Origin of the sequence: Nocardia carnea, from assembly GCF_029868325.1 — a bacterium.
Lineage (GTDB): Bacteria > Actinomycetota > Actinomycetes > Mycobacteriales > Mycobacteriaceae > Nocardia > Nocardia carnea_C.
The window spans coordinates 123,103-138,690 of record NZ_JARWNW010000269.1 but is presented as its reverse complement, the minus strand read 5'-3'; the positions used below and the strand labels follow the sequence as shown (position 1 = coordinate 138,690).

Below are 15,588 nucleotides of genomic sequence, written 5' to 3'. Positions count from 1 at the left end.
CTCGGCCTAATCCACGCTGGACTGGGCGACCAGTGAAAGAGCGACATCTGCTGACCGTCCACGAAACCGGTGTACCGCTCAACATCTCTTATCCCGACCTCATGAAGTACCACGGCCCGGGATTCCCCGGCGGCGTCGCCCACGCCTACTGCGCCATGCAGCAGGCCGTCGCCGTGCTCGGCGAGGTCGAACGCCGCGAGGTCACCGTCCGTACCGCCTTCCCCGGGCCGGGCGGCCGGGACGCCGTCGAGATGACGCTGCGGGCCGTCACGGGGGACCGTTTCACCGTCGACTCCGAACTCGCCGCGACCTCCCGCGGGACCACTCTCGCCCGGTACGTCTGGGAATTCGGCTACCGCGGCAGGACCGTGCGGGTACAGCTGCGTGACGCGGGGTTCGTCACCGACGAGTTCATCGCACTCGGCGCGAAAACCGGCCGGACATCCGAAGACGAGGCCCGGCTGACGGTGCTCAAACAGGAGATGGCCGAACGACTGCTGACCGCGGCCGTGGGTGAGGTCTACGAGGTGGTCGCGACAACTCCCTGATCGGCGACGACCTCGGCGTACCGGGGGAGCGGCGACGTTATTCACCGCGTCCGCCGGGTATGCCGTGACCGTTGTCCGGTTGTGGAAGGAGGGCCACCGATGGCCGCCGAAGGTATCGAGGGTTTGCGCACAGTCGTTCTGGACTGCCCGGACCCGTGGAAACTGGCCGAGTTCTATCTGGGCGTGCTCGGCGGGGAGATCGTCCGGCCGGAAAGTGATGACACCTGGGTGGCTATGACCGACCCGCAGGGCCGCCGCCTGGCCTTCCAGTTGTCCCCGCAGTACCGGCCGCCGCAGTTCCCCGACCCGGCAGGATCTCAGCAGATCCACCTGGATATCCGGGCCGGCGATATGGAGGTCGCCGAATCCGCGGTGCTCGCCCTCGGCGCGACCCACATCCAGACGACGGACAACTTCCGCGTGTACACAGACCCGGTAGGACATACTTTCTGCTTGGTCCGGGCCGAGTAACCGCGTCTCCGCCGCACGGCTTGTGCCGTTGGAGCAGCCGCATGCAATTCGGCCCCGATAACCGAATGCCCGGGCATGCTCACCATGCCCGGGCATTCGGCTTGCCGGCTCAGCGGTTCTTCGCCGCGTCCGCCCGGCCCTTCCGGTAGGCCTTCTCCAGTTGCGCCCGTTGCTTCTTCAGCTGGGCGCGCTGTTCCTTTGCGGCTGCGCCCAGTTCACCGCTCCGGTTCTTCGAGTAGTCGGCGAGACCGGCCGCCCGCTTCTTGGCGGCCTCGGTCAACTCCGGCCCCTTGGCCTGGGCGGTGCCGGCGAGTTCGTTGCCCCGATGTTTCGCGGTCTCGGCGACTTCCTCGCCCCGATGCTTGGCGGCGTCGGCCAGCCTCGCCGCCCGCTGCTTCGCCGTCTCCGCCCATACCGGGCCGCGCGCCTGCGCTGTATCGGCCAACTCGCTGCTCCGGTGCTTCGCGAGATCGCCGATCTCGGCCGCGCGGCTCTTGGCGGCCTCGGTCCACCCGGGGCCGCGGGTCTGCACGGTATCGGCCAGTTCACCGCCGCGATGTTTCGCGACCTCGGCCAGTTCACTGCCCCGGTGCTTGGCGATATCCGCCCACTCGGCCCCGCGGTGCTTGGCCGCTTCGGCCCAATCCGGACCACGTTCCCGGGTCAGCTCGGCCAGCTCCGCCCCCTTACCGGCGACGGTGCCCGCCAGCTCCTGGCCTCGGCTCGCCGCAGTACCCGCGACCTCCTGGCCGCGCTCCGCGGCCTGCTGCAACTGGTGGCGAACCGCCTCACCGGACCCGTGACGACCCGATGCGCCGACCGGCAGCGCCCCGCCGACGGTGGCCGCGGCCTTACGGGCGGCCCGCCGGCCTCGCCAGCCCAGCGATGGTTTGCCCGCGGTATCCGCCGCGGCGATCATCAGCCCACCCAGCAGGCCCATATCCTTCAGGAACGCGGTCCGCTTCGCGGCCTTGCGGACGGGGTCGGTTTCCGCCCAGAAATTCTGTTCGGTGACCGTCGCCGGAACCACGGTCGCCGCCAGGGCCAGCGCCGCGGGCCGCGGTGCCTTCCCCAGCGCCAGCAGCGTGCCGCCCGCGATCTGGACGGCCGCGGTCACCTTGACCATCGTGTCCGGGTCGGAGGGAAGCGACGATGCGATATTCGACGGCAGCGATTCCTGCCCTTTCACCACCAGGTTCGACGCTTCCTGTACCCGTGATTGCGGATGCATCAGGGTTTCGACGCCGTTCGCGACGAACGTACTCGCCAGCAGCGGCCGGGCAAGCCGACGTATCAGCATGGTAGGCATCCCTTTCCTCGGTGTATCGCATCTGTCACAGCCGGAAACCAGGGGAGGTTGCCCAGCGTACTGGCGATCTACCCGGCATTCGGTACGGGAAACAGCGGGGCCTCGCGCGTGTCGCGCGCGCGTTACCCCGCGAACCGGCGCCGCGGCGGCCATGTCCAATATCACACCCGCGGCCCGCTGTGGGGCATGGTGCGCGGACGAGGCCGGAATTTCCTGGTGCGCTACGGAATCCGGCACGGCGATAAATCCGGACCGAAGCGAGTCCCGGAAATCTGCCCGATACCTCGATGCCGGCGCCGACGCGAATGTCTACCCTCGGGACCAGCGCAATCGCCGTCGCGGCCGCGGTTCACCGGCCGGCGTGCCGCGGTGATCACGTCGTCGTCCAGGTGCCGGTGTGGCCGGCCGCCGGACCACATCCGGAAATCAGTTCTGTGATCGGAAGGACGCACCACACATGTTCGCCGAGATCCCGGATCGTGAGGCCCTCGATATCGCCCTCGGCCTCGCCGTCCGAGCTCCGTCGGTCCACAACACCCAGCCGTGGCGGTGGCGACCGACCCCTACCGGGATCCAGCTCTTCGCCGACCCCGATCGCCACCTCACCGCCACCGATCCTTATCAGCGGGCCCTGATCATCAGCTGCGGCGCCGCGCTACACCATCTGCGGACAGCGCTGGCCGCGCTCGGCTGGTCGACCGGTGTGGAGTACTGTCCGGATCCCACCGACCTCGATCACCTCGCCACCGTGCACACCACCCGGCAGCGCCCCACCAACGTCCAGATCGAACAGGCCGCCGCCATCCTCCTGCGGCGCACCGACCGCCGCCGCTACCTGCCCCGCCCCGTCCCCGCCGGGCATATCCGCGCACTCGCCGGCCAGGCCTCCGCCTACGGCGCCGCGGTCCGGCAGGTCCCGGCTCCCTTCCTCCCGCGTCTGGCCGACCCCATGCGTCACGCCGCCGAACTACACAGGGCCGACCCCGCCTACCAGGCGGAGATCGCCCGCTGGAGCGGCCCGGGCCGCGCCGCCGACGGCGTTCCTTCCCGGAACGCCCCCGCACCTCGCCACACCGGCGAGATCCCGGTCCGCAGCTTCGCCGAGCCCGCCCTGCTGGACCCCGCAGACCAGCCCGACGGCGCCCAATGGCTGGTCGTGGGCACCCCGTACGACGATCGCCGCGTCCAATTGCGCGCCGGCGAGGCAATCAGTGCCCTCCTGCTGACCGCGACCGGGCTCGGTCTGGCGACGAGTCTGCAGACCGAACCGCTCGGCATGCTCGACTCCCGTCAGGAGATCCGCACCGGACTCCTGCACGACTGCGCCTACCCGCAGGCCATGGTCCGCGTCGGCTGGGCGGCCGGTAGCTTGGCACCGCTCGCCGAAACTCCTCGCCGCCCGGTAGCGGACGTCATCGCCGCCTGATCCGCCACCGGCGGGGAGCTGACCCGACACCGGCGGGGAGTGTCCCGATTCTCGCCGGAAGTCGGGGTCGAGCAGACTCCAGGCACCCGAGCGCGCGGCCCAGCCTTCTCGACGTTCACTTGCGTCGGCAATGGGGTTCGGTCCGGGCTGGAGCTGCCCTCGGCGTCGCCGACTGGGGGCTGCCGGCATGTTCCCCATAGAACATAGCCGTGTGGATACCTAGATATGCGCATCTAAACACGTCTCGTACTCGGTCTGCTCACGCGACTGCTGCCCGATAAAAAGACCAGGAGGGGCAGCGACCAACACCCATGGTGAACTGCTGACAAGTCTGCCCGCGGTGAACTGTTGCCGAGGTTGTCGGAGGCTGGTGCCAGACTCGGGACATGCGGTGGGCGGTGGCGGAGACGGGTGACGGCGGTGCGGTTCTGTGCCCGCTCGGTCCGGACGGCCGGCCCGCGGGAGCGGTGGTCCGCGAGCCGTCGCTCGCCGAGGCGGTGCGGACGCGCCCCGAGGTCGAGAGATGGGTGTGGCGTTCCACCGCCGGTATCTACCGATCGCTCCTGGCGGCGGGTGTACGGGTCGAGCGCTGTTACGACGTGGAAGCCGCGGAGGCCTTGCTGATCGGATACGAGGAAGGCCAGGCCGGGCAGGCTCGATCCTTGGCGGCCGCTTGGGCCCGCCTGCACAACCTGCCGGTGCCACCGGATGCCCCGGCCCGTGCTGCCGAACTCCAGCCGTCGCTGTTCGAGTCGGGCCCGGTGCCGCTACCCGCCGGAACGGACGAATTCACCGCCCTGCTCGAGGTGTACACGGGCCAGCTCGCCCGCACGGCGGCCACCGAGCATCCGGACCGGATGCGGTTGCTACTGGCCGCAGAATCCGCGGGCATGCTGGTCGCGGCGGAGATGTCGCGGTCCGGTATCCCATGGCGCGCCGATCTCCACCGCGAATTGCTGGACACGCTGCTGGGGGAACGCTATCCGGGCGGATCGCAGCCCCGCCGGATGGCGGAACTGACCGACGAAGTCTCTCGGGCGTTCGGTGCCAGGGTCCGGCCGGATCTCCCCAACGACATCATCAGGGCCTTCGGCCGCGCCGGAATCGAGTTGTCGTCTACCCGCAAATGGGAGCTGCAACGCGTGGAACATCCGGCGGTGGAGCCGCTGCTGGCCTATAAAACCCTGTACCGCCTCTACACGGCTCACGGCTGGTCCTGGCTGGACCAGTGGGTGCACGGCGGACGCTTCCGTCCCGAGTATCTCCCCGGCGGCACGGTTTCCGGCCGCTGGACCACCAATGGTGGTGGTGCCCTGCAGATCCCGAAAGTGATCCGCCGGGCGATCCGCGCCGATCCGGGCTGGTGCCTGGTGGTCGCCGACGCCGACCAGTTGGAGCCGCGGATACTCGCCGCCGTCTCGCGCGACCCGGGGCTCATGCAGGCGGCCGGCCGGGCCGACGACCTGTACGCGGATCTGGCGGCACGTGGCTTCGGCGGTGACCGTGCGCAGGCCAAACTCGCGCTACTGGGCGCCATCTACGGCCAGACTTCCGGCGACGCCCTGACCCATTTGGCCGGCCTGCGGAGCCGGTATCCGGTAGCCGTGGCCTATGTCGACGAAGCGGCGCGGGCCGGCGAAGAGGGCCGGCTGGTGCGGACCCGGCTGGGGCGGACGTGCCCACCGGTATCGGTCGAGACCCCGGACTGGCAGGAGCTGCCGACCGGCAGCGAATACGGCACCAGCTCGGCCGCGCGTGCCCGGGGCCGATTCACCCGGAACTTCGTGGTGCAGGGGAGTGCCGCCGAATGGGCTCTGCTGGTCCTGGCGGGTCTGCGCCACGCGATCCTCCGTGCCGGGCTCCGTGCCGAACTGGTCTTCTTCCAGCACGACGAGGTGATCGTGCACTGTCCGCACGAGGAGGCGACGCGGATCGCCGATATGATCGCCACCGCGGCCGATACCGCCGGTCGGCTGGTTTTCGGGCCGACACCGGTGCGGTTTCCCTTTTCGACGTCGGTGGTGGAGTGCTATGGGGACGCCGGATAGGGCTCGGCGGTCGGCCGATCTCACGAGCAGGAGGCCGGCCGAGAGCCGTGCGGGTGCAAGATCCGCCCAACCCGGTGCAGGGTCGCGAGAACATCGAGTTCGCCCCGCCGGAATCCGAATTCGGTGAATACTCATCCCTGTGCCGGACGCAGGAGCAGAGCGGCCCGGTCGAGGCGGCCGGCGATACCGGCCGCTGATCGTATTCGCCTCCCGCAGCACCACACCGACCCCTCGGTGCCGGCCATCGGCGCCGACGATCAACCCCCGAGTTTCCAGGAGCACTGCATGAACGACGAAGTAACCCAATACATCGAAAAATTGCCGCCGTGGCAGATCGACGTGTGCCGCCGGTTGCGCGCCATGGTCCACGAGACGATCCCCGGGGTCGAGGAGCAGATCCAGTACGGCAAACCACATTTCCTGAAAAATGGGCAGCATGCGGCCTTGATCCATGCGGCCAAGAGCAAAGTGTCGTTCATGGTGTTCAACGCCGCGGAGATCGAGGCGGTCGAGGGAGTGCTCAGGTCGATGGGCAACGGTGAGCGCAAAACCGCCGATATCGCCGAGGGACAGGAACTCGACTACGACCTGCTCGCCGGTTTCCTGGCAAAGGCGAGCACCAGCCTCTGATCGGCCTGCCGCCGCAACCCGGGTGCATTCGGAGTGTTCCATTCGTATCGGGAGATTTCTTCACGAGGTACGCACCGATGCCGATCCCGTGGATGACTATTCCGTGGCCTCCAGCGCGGTGAATTTCGACAGGCGCGAGTTGGCATGCGCGTTTGGTGAGCGAGGAAGGCTGTCGGCTTCACGGTTCCGGCCAGGTCAGGTCCAGGGTTCGAATATGCTCTCGAACTCCGCCCGTGCTTTGTCGCCGTCGAATGCGATGTTGCCCTGCGCGATCCAACCGACGAACTCGTCGTGGCGTCGGAAGTCGGTCAGTAGGAACTCTGCAGGGCGGTCGTAGAGCGAGCGTACGTCGGTGAAGCGGCGCAGGACGCCGGTCCGGTGCGTCGATGCCGGTGAGCCAGTGACGGAGTGCAGCAGCGCACAAGCCGGGCGGCAGCCGTCGGGCAAGCTCGCGTCGTGATCGGCGAGTACCCCAGGACCGCTCCGCCGGATCCGGGTAGTTTTCGGCGAGATCGAACATCGTGCGGAGCGCGTTGGCGAAGCGGTCGACAGTTCCTGTCGGGCTTGATCCCGATCTTGTCGAGGCGGTACCCAATCCGGTCGTCACCGAGCAGGTGTCCGGGGCGGCCTCCGATGAACACCTATGGGAACCTCCTCCGGGTTCCGGCACCAGCCTCTGAGTGGACTGCTGTGTCGAAACACTCTGTAGCCGACGCCGTTGTGGTGGCGTGGTTTTCGGATCGGCGGCTCGCCCGGCGTTGCTCATGATTCCCGATATCGGTGACTGCTACTGTGCCGCGGGAAGTTTGGGTGATCCGGCGAGTGGAGGTATGGAGCGTGGCGCGCAAAGTTGTTGTCACTGTGGTCGATGATCTGGACGGCGAGTCCGCGGCGGCGGAGACCGTATCGTTCGGTATCGACGGAGTGCTGTACGAGATCGACTTGACCGAGGCGAATGCGCGGGAGTTTCGTGCGAGCATGGCGAAGTGGGTGCCGTTCGCCCGTAGGGTCGGTGGACGCGGCCGGCTCAAAGGGTTCGTCGCCGGACGGTCGAAAGACGCGAAAACGGTGCGCGAGTGGGCGCGGAACAACGGTCACGATGTGCCGGACCGCGGCCGGATCCCCTCGGCTGTGCAGGAGGCCTACCTGCGCGCCGCCAGCTGATCGCCGAGACGCCGGTTCGCTGCCGGCCCGAGGCCGGGCGTCGGCATGCGCCCAGGCCGAAACCGCTGGCTGCGCCGGTGACGATGTGCCCCCCGGGCCTTCGAGATCGTGCAGAGCGAATTTCGCGTCGATCGTTCCGGACGACCGTGTGTCCGGGTACCGGTCAGGGCAGGACGGCGGGCATGGTGTCCCACCCGCGGACAGTCGAGGTCGTCGACATCCGGGCCGCGGCGAGGTCGACGTTCCATTCCGGGAAGCGTCGCAGCACCTCTTCGAGGGCGATGCGTCCTTCGAGGCGGGCCAGGGCGGCGCCGAGGCAGAAATGTGCGCCGATCCCGAACCCGAGATGGGGTTGCGGCGGGCGGTGGATATCGAAAAGGTCGGCGTCGGGCGGGAATCGGCGGTGGTCGTGGTTGGCTGCCCCGATGAGGAGCATCATGACGCTGCCCGCGGGTACGCGGTGCCCGTAGTGTTCGACGTCGCGGGTGACGTAGCGTGCGGCATGGGGCGCCGGCGGTTCGAGTCGGAGTAGTTCCTCGATGGCCCGGGGGATCAGTCCGGGGTCCTCGGCGAGTTCGCGGCGTTGATCGGGGTGTTCGGCGAGGACCTTGCCCGCCCAGCCGATCAGCCGTGTCGTGGTCTCGTTGCCGGCGCCGGCCACCACGTTCACATACATCAGCAGTTCGTCGCGGGTCAGCCGCCGTACGGTGCCCGTTTCGTCCTCGAACTCGACGTTGAGCAGTTCGGTCACGATGTCGTCGGAAGGGTGTTTTTCTCGCCAGTCGATGTATTCGGCGAAGATGCGGCCATCGTCCAACCCGTCCGCGGCCGCTGTCATGGGGCGGCCGTCTTCGGTGGACACCTGGGAATTGGAGTGATCCCGCACCGCCTCCTGGATTTCTTCGGGGATGCCCAGCAGCATGCAGATCACCCGCATGGGCATGGGGGCGCCGAGGTCGGCGATGAAATCGAATCCGGCGCCGCCGACGAGGGGATCGAGGCTGCGGGCGCAGAATTCGCGCACCATCGGTTCCAGCCGGCCGATCGTGCGGGGAGTGAACATCCGGGCCACGAGCCGGCGATGGATATCGTGGCGGGGCGGGTCCTCCATCACCAGCAGGCCCGGCGGGATCTCGATACCGGCCTTGATCAGTTCCAGGACATTGCCGCGGCCGGAGCTGTAGGTGGCGGTGTCGGCGAGGCAACTGTTGACATCGGAATACCGGCTCAGCGCGTAGAAGTCGTGCTGTTCGTTGTAGTACAGCGGCTTCTCTTCGCGGAGCCGGCCGAACATCGGGTACGGGTTGGCGATGAGACCCGTGTCGTAGGGATCGAAGAAGACTTCGCTGGTAGCGGGGACGGTCATGGCCGTCACTCCTCCCCGGGAGATGCACCCCCAAGAGCATCGGTTCACGCCAGACGGCTCGGTGGGCACCTACGGCGACGCGGCCGGGTGGACACCGTAGGTGCCGATCCGCACCTGAGATACGGACTCGTAATCAACATACGTCCTCGTATGTGAGATTGTCAGCCGTATGCGAGTTTTCGCTTTGGCAGGATGGTGCGATGGTGGAGCGCTGGACTCGGGAACGACGCACCGAGCACACCCGTACCCTGCTCGTCGACGCGGCGCAGGAGGTATTCGCCGCCAAGGGGTTCGGTGCGGCGAGCCTCGACGACATCGCGGCTGCCGCCGGCTACACGCGGGGCGCGATCTATGTGCACTTCAAGGCGAAGGAAGACCTGTTCCTGGCCGTGCACCAACGGTACTGGCGGCGTTTCTTCGACACCTTCACCGAGCTGCTGGCCGCGGTCACCGAAATCGGCGAGGCAGAACTCGCCGAGATCGCCGGACGCTGGCGACGCCTCGCCGAGAACGGCGGCACCCAGCAGGCCGCGCTCGGCTACGAATTCACCCTCTACCTGTTCCGCAACCCCGAGGCCCGCGCCCGCGTGGTGCCGCAGCAGCAGCGGGTCCACGACGAGCTCACGGCCTTCATCGGCGAAAGCCTCGGCAAGCTCGGTGCCACCCTGGCGATGCCGGCCTCCGTTTTCGCGCAGATATTGATCGCCACCAGCGACAGCATCATGCTGGCCGCCGAATTGAACAACACCGACCTGTACCGGCCGGTCCTCGAGCTGTACACGGCGGTCATCACCGCGCCTTGACCGCACCATCCTGGGGTCGGGATATTGCGCGCCCGCCGCGATGGCCACGACGGTGGTGTGGCCGGCGGGATGCGTTCTCCTGCCGGGTCGCCACCCTCAGCGGCCGTTCTCTCCGTTACCGCGGGCAAGGGCCTGGGGGCCGTACCGGGACGCGATCAGGGACCAGGGTTCGGCGTAGGGGCCGCGGTGTTCGAGGCGCCGCTGCAGGGCCAGGGCTGTGCGGATGGCCGGGCGCAGAAGCGGGCCGGTTGTCCGGAGGGCGGCGCGCAGGAAGCGCGGCTGGGACTCGGCGACCCAGGCGACCGTCTCCGGCCAGTCGTGCTCCTGGAACTCCAGCAGCGCTTGTGATTCCGTGGTGTCGAACCAGCCGGTGAATGCCCACCCGCGGTCGTCGCCGGGGTCGCCGGGCAAACTTGCCGAGGGGCCGAGCCGGCCGATGCCCATGGCATCGAACATGGAATCCTCGACGTCGCGGTGGGTGTGGACATAACTGTCGTTACCGGCGATGAGCAGCACCTTGCCATCGATGCTCGCACGGCGCTCGGCAGCATTGGCGAAAGCCAGTGCGACGTCGCGGGCATCGACGCCGTGCAGCCGGTTGTCGCCGGGCGTCGCTCGGATGAGCACCAGATGATCGGCGTTGATACCGGCGGTGGTATCGGGGGACAGCACACCGCCCAGCCGCAGGAACGCATGGGGCAGACCGCTCCGGGCGATAACGCCTTCGGCCAATACCTTGTCCTCGCCGTACTGGTCGATCGGGGCCACCGGTGTGTCCGCGGTGATGCGTTCGGGGTGCCGATGCGGATTGCGGGAACCGTAGACCGCGGCGCTGGACGCGAACAACAGCAGCGGTGCGACCGGCAGCTGCTGACCGGCGCGTACCAGATTCTCGGTGCCGCCGACGTTGATCCGCCGGGCCAATCGGGGATTGCGATAGGACTGCGGGGAGAACATCGCGGCCAGGTGGATGATCGTGCCGGGGCGGTGGTCACCGACGAGTGCCTCGACGGCATCGCGGTCGAGCAGATCGGCGAAGTGGGTGCGCAGGGTGCCCGGCTGTTTTGCTGCGGCCAGTTTTTGCGCGGTGGTCAGGGCGGGTGCGGTGCGTAGATCGGTGGCCACCACCGTATGCCCCCTGGACAGTAGGAGTTCGGTGACGCGTTTACCGACCTGGCCGAATGCGCCGGTGACGAGGACGGGAGCGCTCATGGTGCCTTCTTTCACGCCGCCCCCGCGGGAAAGGCTGTGCTGCCATGGGGGTTCGTATGCAGGATGCGAACCGTTGAGGGGCTGTCAGGGGAGTTTGACGACGGATAGATACATTTCGAGGATCGGCCGGTAGAGGTCGATATCGTCGAGTTGGCTGCCGAGTATCACGGAATCGCTGGTGGCGATGAGTACGTGGGCGAAGGCCAGGGGAGAGATCGTCAGGCTACCGCCGACGCGTTCGAGGTTCTCGGCGACGAAGGCGGCGAGTTCTTCGGCCACTTCCAGTCTCTTGGCCGCTACGCGTGCCCGGGCCTCGGGATTGCGCAGGAGGTAGAGGCTGAACTCGTGCCCCAGTGCCGCGTGCTCGGCGCCGCGATCGCGGCCGAGCCGGCGCCACCGTTCGGCGACCCGGTCGAGTTCGCGCGGCCCTACCGCGGTGACGGTCGAGAGAACCTCGGAGAAGTTGTCGAAGTAGCGGCGCCAGTATCGGTCGCTGACTGCCAGGAACAGTTCTTCCTTCACCGAGAAGTGTTTGTAGATGGCGCCTTTCGTGTAGCCGGCCGCATGGGCGATATCGTCGAGGGTGGCTGCCGCGAAACCTTTTTCGGCGAACACTTCCTCGGCGGCATCCAGGAGGAGCGCGCGGGTGCGTTCCAATCGCCGTTCTTTCGTCCAACGCTCGACCACGCGTTCGATCCTAACATGGATCTCAGATACCTATTGTGACTCCAGATACCCATTGGTATCTTGGCGGAGGGTCGGATGCCGGAACGAGGCAGACCGCCGCGGAAGACCGACTTCCGTTGGGCGCCGGTGGTATCGCGCGGATCGCGCCGTAGGCGAGCCGACCCGTGAGCGCTGCGGAACGCAATCCAGAAGGGGCAGTTGCATGAGCGAACTGTCGAACGAGAAGACTCCCGAGATCACCGAAACCCTCGGCGATGCGAAAACCCTGAGCGCCCCGAAACGGCAGGTGAACAAGGGGATCTACATCTGGGCCACCGTCGGTGGGCTGATCCTGGCGCTCCAGGTGTATGTCTGGACCAGATGGATCACCGGCCCGTACTTCGAGCGGGTGCCGACCGGCCCGAACGATCCGCCGTTGCTCATGAAGACGATCCTCAGCATCTGGACCGCCGGTGTCCTGATCGGGTTCCCCATCGCCATCTACTGGTGGATCATCAGGCCGTGGTGGCGCGAGCGCCGGATCACCCTGGACGGCATCCTGCTGGCGTCCATGGGCCTGATGTTCTTCCAGGACCCGTTCCTGAACTATGTGAACACCTGGTGCACGTACAACACCTGGATGTTCAACAGGGGGTCGTGGGCGCCCCACGTTCCGGGCTGGGTATCGCAGGAGGAGCCGGGTGCCCAGGTCGCCGAACCACTGCTGATGAATGTTCCGGGCTACGCGTGGGGCGTACTGCTCATCACGATCGGCGTGTGCTGGTTCATGCGGAAGGTCAAATCGCGCTGGCCCGGGATCAGCAATCTCCAGTTGATCGGTGTCACTTTCGCGTTCACCTTCGTCCTGGACTTCGTCATGGAGGGTTTGATACTGCTGCCGCTCGGGCTCTACACCTTCCCGGGCGCAATCCAGTCGGTGTCGTTCAACGCGGGTCACTACTACCAGTGGCCGATCTACGAGGGCCTCATGTGGGGCGCGGTGCAAGCAGGCCTGGCCTGTCTGCGTTTCTTCACCGATGATCGCGGTCGCACGATTGTGGAGCGTGGGATCGACCAGGTCCGCGGTGGTGTCGTCCGGCAGCAGCTCACGCGCTTCCTGGCGATATTCGCGGCCGTGAGTGCGATCTTCTTCGTGTTCTACAACCTGCCCGCGCAATGGGTCGGCCAGCATGCGGATCCCTGGCCCGAGGATATCCAGGAGCGTTCGTACTTCACCGGTGGTATCTGCGGGGACGGGACGGACAGGCCATGCCCGCACCCCGATCTGCCGATGCCCCGCAACGATTCCGGGTACATCAACAAAGACGGTGAGCTCGTCCTCCCGGACGGAGTCGAGGTTCCGAAGATCGTGCCGTTCCAGCCGGAGGATTGATATGCCGACCACAGCGACAGCCACAGCCGTGAGCCGCCCCGGCGTGCAGCCACCGTTCTACCGGGCGGCCGGGGACGAGGCGGAAGTATTCCGCGCGGCTGCCTGCCAGGGATTTCCGGTCCTGTTGAAAGGCCCCACCGGATGCGGGAAAACCCGGTTCGTGGAGGCCATGGCGCACGAACTCGGCCGCCCGCTGATCACCGTCGCGGGCCACGAGGATATGACCTCCGCGGACCTGGTGGGCCGCTTCCTGCTCAAAGGCGGCGAAACGGTGTGGGTCGACGGCCCTTTGACCCGCGCCGTCCGAGAAGGCGGTATCTGCTATCTGGACGAGATCGTGGAGGCGCGTCAGGACACCACGGTGGTCATCCATCCGCTCGCCGATCATCGCCGTGAGCTACCCGTCGACCGGCTCGGCACCACGGTGCCGGCGGCGCCGGGGTTCCAGCTGGTGATCTCCTACAACCCCGGGTATCAGAGTGTTCTGAAGAACATCAAGGAGTCGACCCGGCAGCGATTCGTTGCGATCGAACTCGGTTTTCCACCGCCCGATATCGAGCGGGAGGTGGTGGCGCGGGAGGCCGGGGTGGCCCCGGAGATCGCGAACGCGCTGGTGACACTGGGTAACGCTATCCGGAATCTGGAGGGGTCACCGCTGCGCGAAGCGTCCTCGACCAGGATGTTGATCCTGGCGGGGGCTCTGGTGTCCGGTGGGCTGAATCTGCGCGCCGCCGTCCGGTCCGCGGTCGTTCAGGCGTTGTCCGACGATCCGGATATCGTCCGAGCCCTCGGTGAACTCGCGGACGCAGTCCTGCCGTCGTCATGACTGCCACCGAAGTGCAGGGGCCGCAACGGTTCCGGCTCCTCGCGACCTTCCTCGCCGGCCGGTCCGTCGCGGTCGCGGCGGCACCGACCGGCCAGGCCTCGTATACCGACGGCGACGCCGTCTTCGTATCCGCGGGCCGTTCCCACGCCCACCAGCGCAGTGAAGTAGTGGTGCAGTGCGCTCTGCTCCGGGCGGGAAGTCTGGACCCACTCGTGGTCAGGAGGCTCCGGGGGCGTCCGCACGTCGCGCGCCGCTACCTGGCGCTCGAAGGCAGGCGTGGGCTCGCCGAGCTCGCCCGCCACGTACCGCTCGCCGCCGCGCTCGCACCGTATGGGGAAGCGATGACCGCCACCACCGGCGAATCGCTCACCCTCGCCAGAGGCAAGGCGGTGATAGCCGACCCACCGGAGTGGTTCGGGGTCATCGAACCCGCACGATTACTGAAATCGGGCAGCGGACCGAGCGCCCGGGCGACCGATAAAGACCTGCGGGCGGCATTCGATCTCCCCGACCGGCCCGAGCCCGAGGACGACGAAGAGGACAACGATCCGGAAGGAAACGGCACCAGCCGCATCCTGAAGCTGTTCGAAAACCCCATGGTCAACTCGGAGAGGCTCGCCGATCTGCTGCGCAAACTGCTCGGCACCTCGCGTGCTTCCGGGGACAGCGATGCCGGTGCCCAGATGCGGGCCGGGGCCGTCCGGCGGGGCCGTACGGCCGGTGGCGACGCCCGGCCGCTGCCCACCCCGATCACATTCGTGGTCGACGGAAAACCCGGTGCCGTCACCGGAATAGGCGGAGCGTGGTACCCGGAATGGGACGTCCACGGCAACCGGTACCGGCCCGAGTGGTGCCGGGTCCTGGACTTCCCGCTGACCACCGACGCCGATACCTCCGCCGCCGCCATCCCGCACGACCACGTGCTCCGGCGTCGCCTGGCGCGGGTCGGCCTGGGCCCCAAGGTGCTCCGCCGGCGTCCCGACGGAGACGAACTCGATATCGACGCGCTGCTCGATCTGGTCGTCGATATCCGGTCGGGCTACTCGCGGGCGGAGAACATCTATGCCGAAACCCGCACATCTGCCCGGAATCTCGGTGTTCTCATCCTGTTCGACACGTCCGGTTCCGCCACCGATACCGACCCCGACGGCCTCGCCGTCCACGAGCACCACCGCCGCGCGGCCGCCACCCTCGCCGCCACGCTGGAGGAACTCGGAGACCGCGTCGCCGTCTACGCATTCCGCTCCGACAGCCGCCACGCCGTCCACCTCGCGGCGATCAAAACCTTCGGCCGGCGGTTCGGCGCCGTCGAACGGGCGCGACTCGCCCAACTCGAGCCTTCCGGTTACACAAGGCTCGGTGCCGGTATCCGAGGCGCCGGCCGCATTCTCGATACCGAAGCGGGCACACCGTATCGCCTGCTGCTCGTTCTCACCGACGCCCTGCCGTACGACCACGGCTACGAAAGCCGCTACGCGGAAGCCGACACCCGCAAGGCAGTCGACGAACTCCGCGCCGAAGGCATCGCGAGCCTCTGCCTGACCATCGGCGCCGCCACCACCACCGACACACTCGAACGCGTCTTCGGGCCCGGCGGATATGCCGAGGCCGCGACACTCTCCGGCCTGAGCCCGCAGATGGACGAATTGTTCTCGGCGGCGCTACGCGAACTCAGCGCACCGAAACCACGAGGCAGGTGAACGGCACCAGTTCCCGCCCCTCGAAA

General features: G+C 67.6%; 16 protein-coding genes. 11 read left to right on the top strand and 5 right to left on the bottom strand.

Going from position 1 to position 15,588, the window contains the following annotated elements:
- Nucleotides 1–32: 32 nt before the first annotated feature.
- Both QH196_RS26285 and QH196_RS26280 read left to right on the top strand, forming a co-directional pair.
- The gene (locus QH196_RS26285; RefSeq protein ID WP_348538107.1) at nucleotides 33–548 is read left to right on the top strand and encodes a hypothetical protein; all 516 of its coding nucleotides are present in this window, start codon (nucleotides 33–35) and stop codon (nucleotides 546–548) included.
- A gap of 99 nt (nucleotides 549–647) precedes the next feature.
- The gene (locus tag QH196_RS26280) at nucleotides 648–1,019 is read left to right on the top strand and encodes a VOC family protein (RefSeq protein ID WP_280418517.1); all 372 of its coding nucleotides are present in this window, start codon (nucleotides 648–650) and stop codon (nucleotides 1,017–1,019) included.
- 109 nt (nucleotides 1,020–1,128) lie between these two features.
- On the opposite strand, the gene QH196_RS26275 is transcribed toward QH196_RS26280, so the two are convergent.
- Nucleotides 1,129–2,319, bottom strand: a complete 1,191-nt coding sequence (locus QH196_RS26275) for a DoxX family protein (RefSeq protein ID WP_280418516.1) — start codon at nucleotides 2,317–2,319, stop codon at nucleotides 1,129–1,131.
- A gap of 466 nt (nucleotides 2,320–2,785) precedes the next feature.
- Between QH196_RS26275 and QH196_RS26270 the strand changes: the two genes are divergently transcribed.
- The 4 genes from QH196_RS26270 (at nucleotide 2,786) to QH196_RS26255 (ending at nucleotide 6,432) form a co-directional block, all read left to right on the top strand.
- Nucleotides 2,786–3,754 (top strand): Acg family FMN-binding oxidoreductase, encoded by a 969-nt coding sequence (locus QH196_RS26270; protein WP_280418515.1) that lies wholly within the window; start codon nucleotides 2,786–2,788, stop codon nucleotides 3,752–3,754.
- Between the two features lie 386 nt (nucleotides 3,755–4,140).
- The gene (locus tag QH196_RS26265) at nucleotides 4,141–5,802 is read left to right on the top strand and encodes a bifunctional 3'-5' exonuclease/DNA polymerase (RefSeq protein ID WP_280418514.1); all 1,662 of its coding nucleotides are present in this window, start codon (nucleotides 4,141–4,143) and stop codon (nucleotides 5,800–5,802) included.
- A 47-nt stretch (nucleotides 5,803–5,849) separates the two neighbouring features.
- The gene (locus QH196_RS26260; RefSeq protein ID WP_280418513.1) at nucleotides 5,850–5,999 is read left to right on the top strand and encodes a hypothetical protein; all 150 of its coding nucleotides are present in this window, start codon (nucleotides 5,850–5,852) and stop codon (nucleotides 5,997–5,999) included.
- 88 nt (nucleotides 6,000–6,087) lie between these two features.
- Entirely contained in the window at nucleotides 6,088–6,432 is a 345-nt protein-coding gene (locus QH196_RS26255) for a DUF1801 domain-containing protein (protein ID WP_280418512.1), read from the top strand.
- A gap of 195 nt (nucleotides 6,433–6,627) precedes the next feature.
- Here QH196_RS26255 and QH196_RS26250 read toward each other — a convergent pair whose 3' ends face one another.
- Nucleotides 6,628–6,879, bottom strand: a complete 252-nt coding sequence (locus tag QH196_RS26250; protein WP_280418511.1) for a hypothetical protein — start codon at nucleotides 6,877–6,879, stop codon at nucleotides 6,628–6,630.
- A 390-nt stretch (nucleotides 6,880–7,269) separates the two neighbouring features.
- On the opposite strand from QH196_RS26250, the gene QH196_RS26245 reads away from it, so the two are divergent.
- Nucleotides 7,270–7,596, top strand: a complete 327-nt coding sequence (locus QH196_RS26245; RefSeq protein ID WP_280418510.1) for a histone-like nucleoid-structuring protein Lsr2 — start codon at nucleotides 7,270–7,272, stop codon at nucleotides 7,594–7,596.
- A 163-nt stretch (nucleotides 7,597–7,759) separates the two neighbouring features.
- On the opposite strand, the gene QH196_RS26240 is transcribed toward QH196_RS26245, so the two are convergent.
- Nucleotides 7,760–8,962 carry a cytochrome P450 gene (locus tag QH196_RS26240; protein WP_280418509.1) on the bottom strand — a complete coding sequence of 401 codons (1,203 nt, stop codon included), beginning with the start codon at nucleotides 8,960–8,962 and terminating at the stop codon, nucleotides 7,760–7,762.
- Nucleotides 8,963–9,162: 200 nt separating this feature from the next.
- Here QH196_RS26240 and QH196_RS26235 point away from each other — a divergent pair, with 200 nt between their 5' ends.
- Complete coding sequence (locus QH196_RS26235; protein WP_280418508.1) at nucleotides 9,163–9,765, top strand: TetR/AcrR family transcriptional regulator; 603 nt, start codon at nucleotides 9,163–9,165, stop codon at nucleotides 9,763–9,765.
- 96 nt (nucleotides 9,766–9,861) lie between these two features.
- On the opposite strand, the gene QH196_RS26230 is transcribed toward QH196_RS26235, so the two are convergent.
- The gene (locus QH196_RS26230; RefSeq protein WP_280418507.1) at nucleotides 9,862–10,977 is read right to left on the bottom strand and encodes an NAD-dependent epimerase/dehydratase family protein; all 1,116 of its coding nucleotides are present in this window, start codon (nucleotides 10,975–10,977) and stop codon (nucleotides 9,862–9,864) included.
- A gap of 84 nt (nucleotides 10,978–11,061) precedes the next feature.
- Complete coding sequence (locus QH196_RS26225) at nucleotides 11,062–11,664, bottom strand: TetR/AcrR family transcriptional regulator (RefSeq protein WP_280418506.1); 603 nt, start codon at nucleotides 11,662–11,664, stop codon at nucleotides 11,062–11,064.
- 202 nt (nucleotides 11,665–11,866) lie between these two features.
- On the opposite strand from QH196_RS26225, the gene QH196_RS26220 reads away from it, so the two are divergent.
- The 3 genes from QH196_RS26220 to QH196_RS26210 are packed head-to-tail and all read left to right on the top strand — an operon-like array spanning nucleotide 11,867 to nucleotide 15,562.
- Nucleotides 11,867–13,036 (top strand): spirocyclase AveC family protein, encoded by a 1,170-nt coding sequence (locus QH196_RS26220; protein ID WP_280418505.1) that lies wholly within the window; start codon nucleotides 11,867–11,869, stop codon nucleotides 13,034–13,036.
- Between the two features lies 1 nt (nucleotide 13,037).
- The gene (locus QH196_RS26215) at nucleotides 13,038–13,862 is read left to right on the top strand and encodes a CbbQ/NirQ/NorQ/GpvN family protein (RefSeq protein ID WP_280418504.1); all 825 of its coding nucleotides are present in this window, start codon (nucleotides 13,038–13,040) and stop codon (nucleotides 13,860–13,862) included.
- The gene (locus QH196_RS26210; RefSeq protein WP_280418503.1) at nucleotides 13,859–15,562 is read left to right on the top strand and encodes a nitric oxide reductase activation protein NorD; all 1,704 of its coding nucleotides are present in this window, start codon (nucleotides 13,859–13,861) and stop codon (nucleotides 15,560–15,562) included. The genes QH196_RS26215 and QH196_RS26210 overlap by 4 nt, the downstream gene beginning before the upstream one ends.
- The last annotated feature ends 26 nt before the right edge of the window (nucleotides 15,563–15,588 follow it).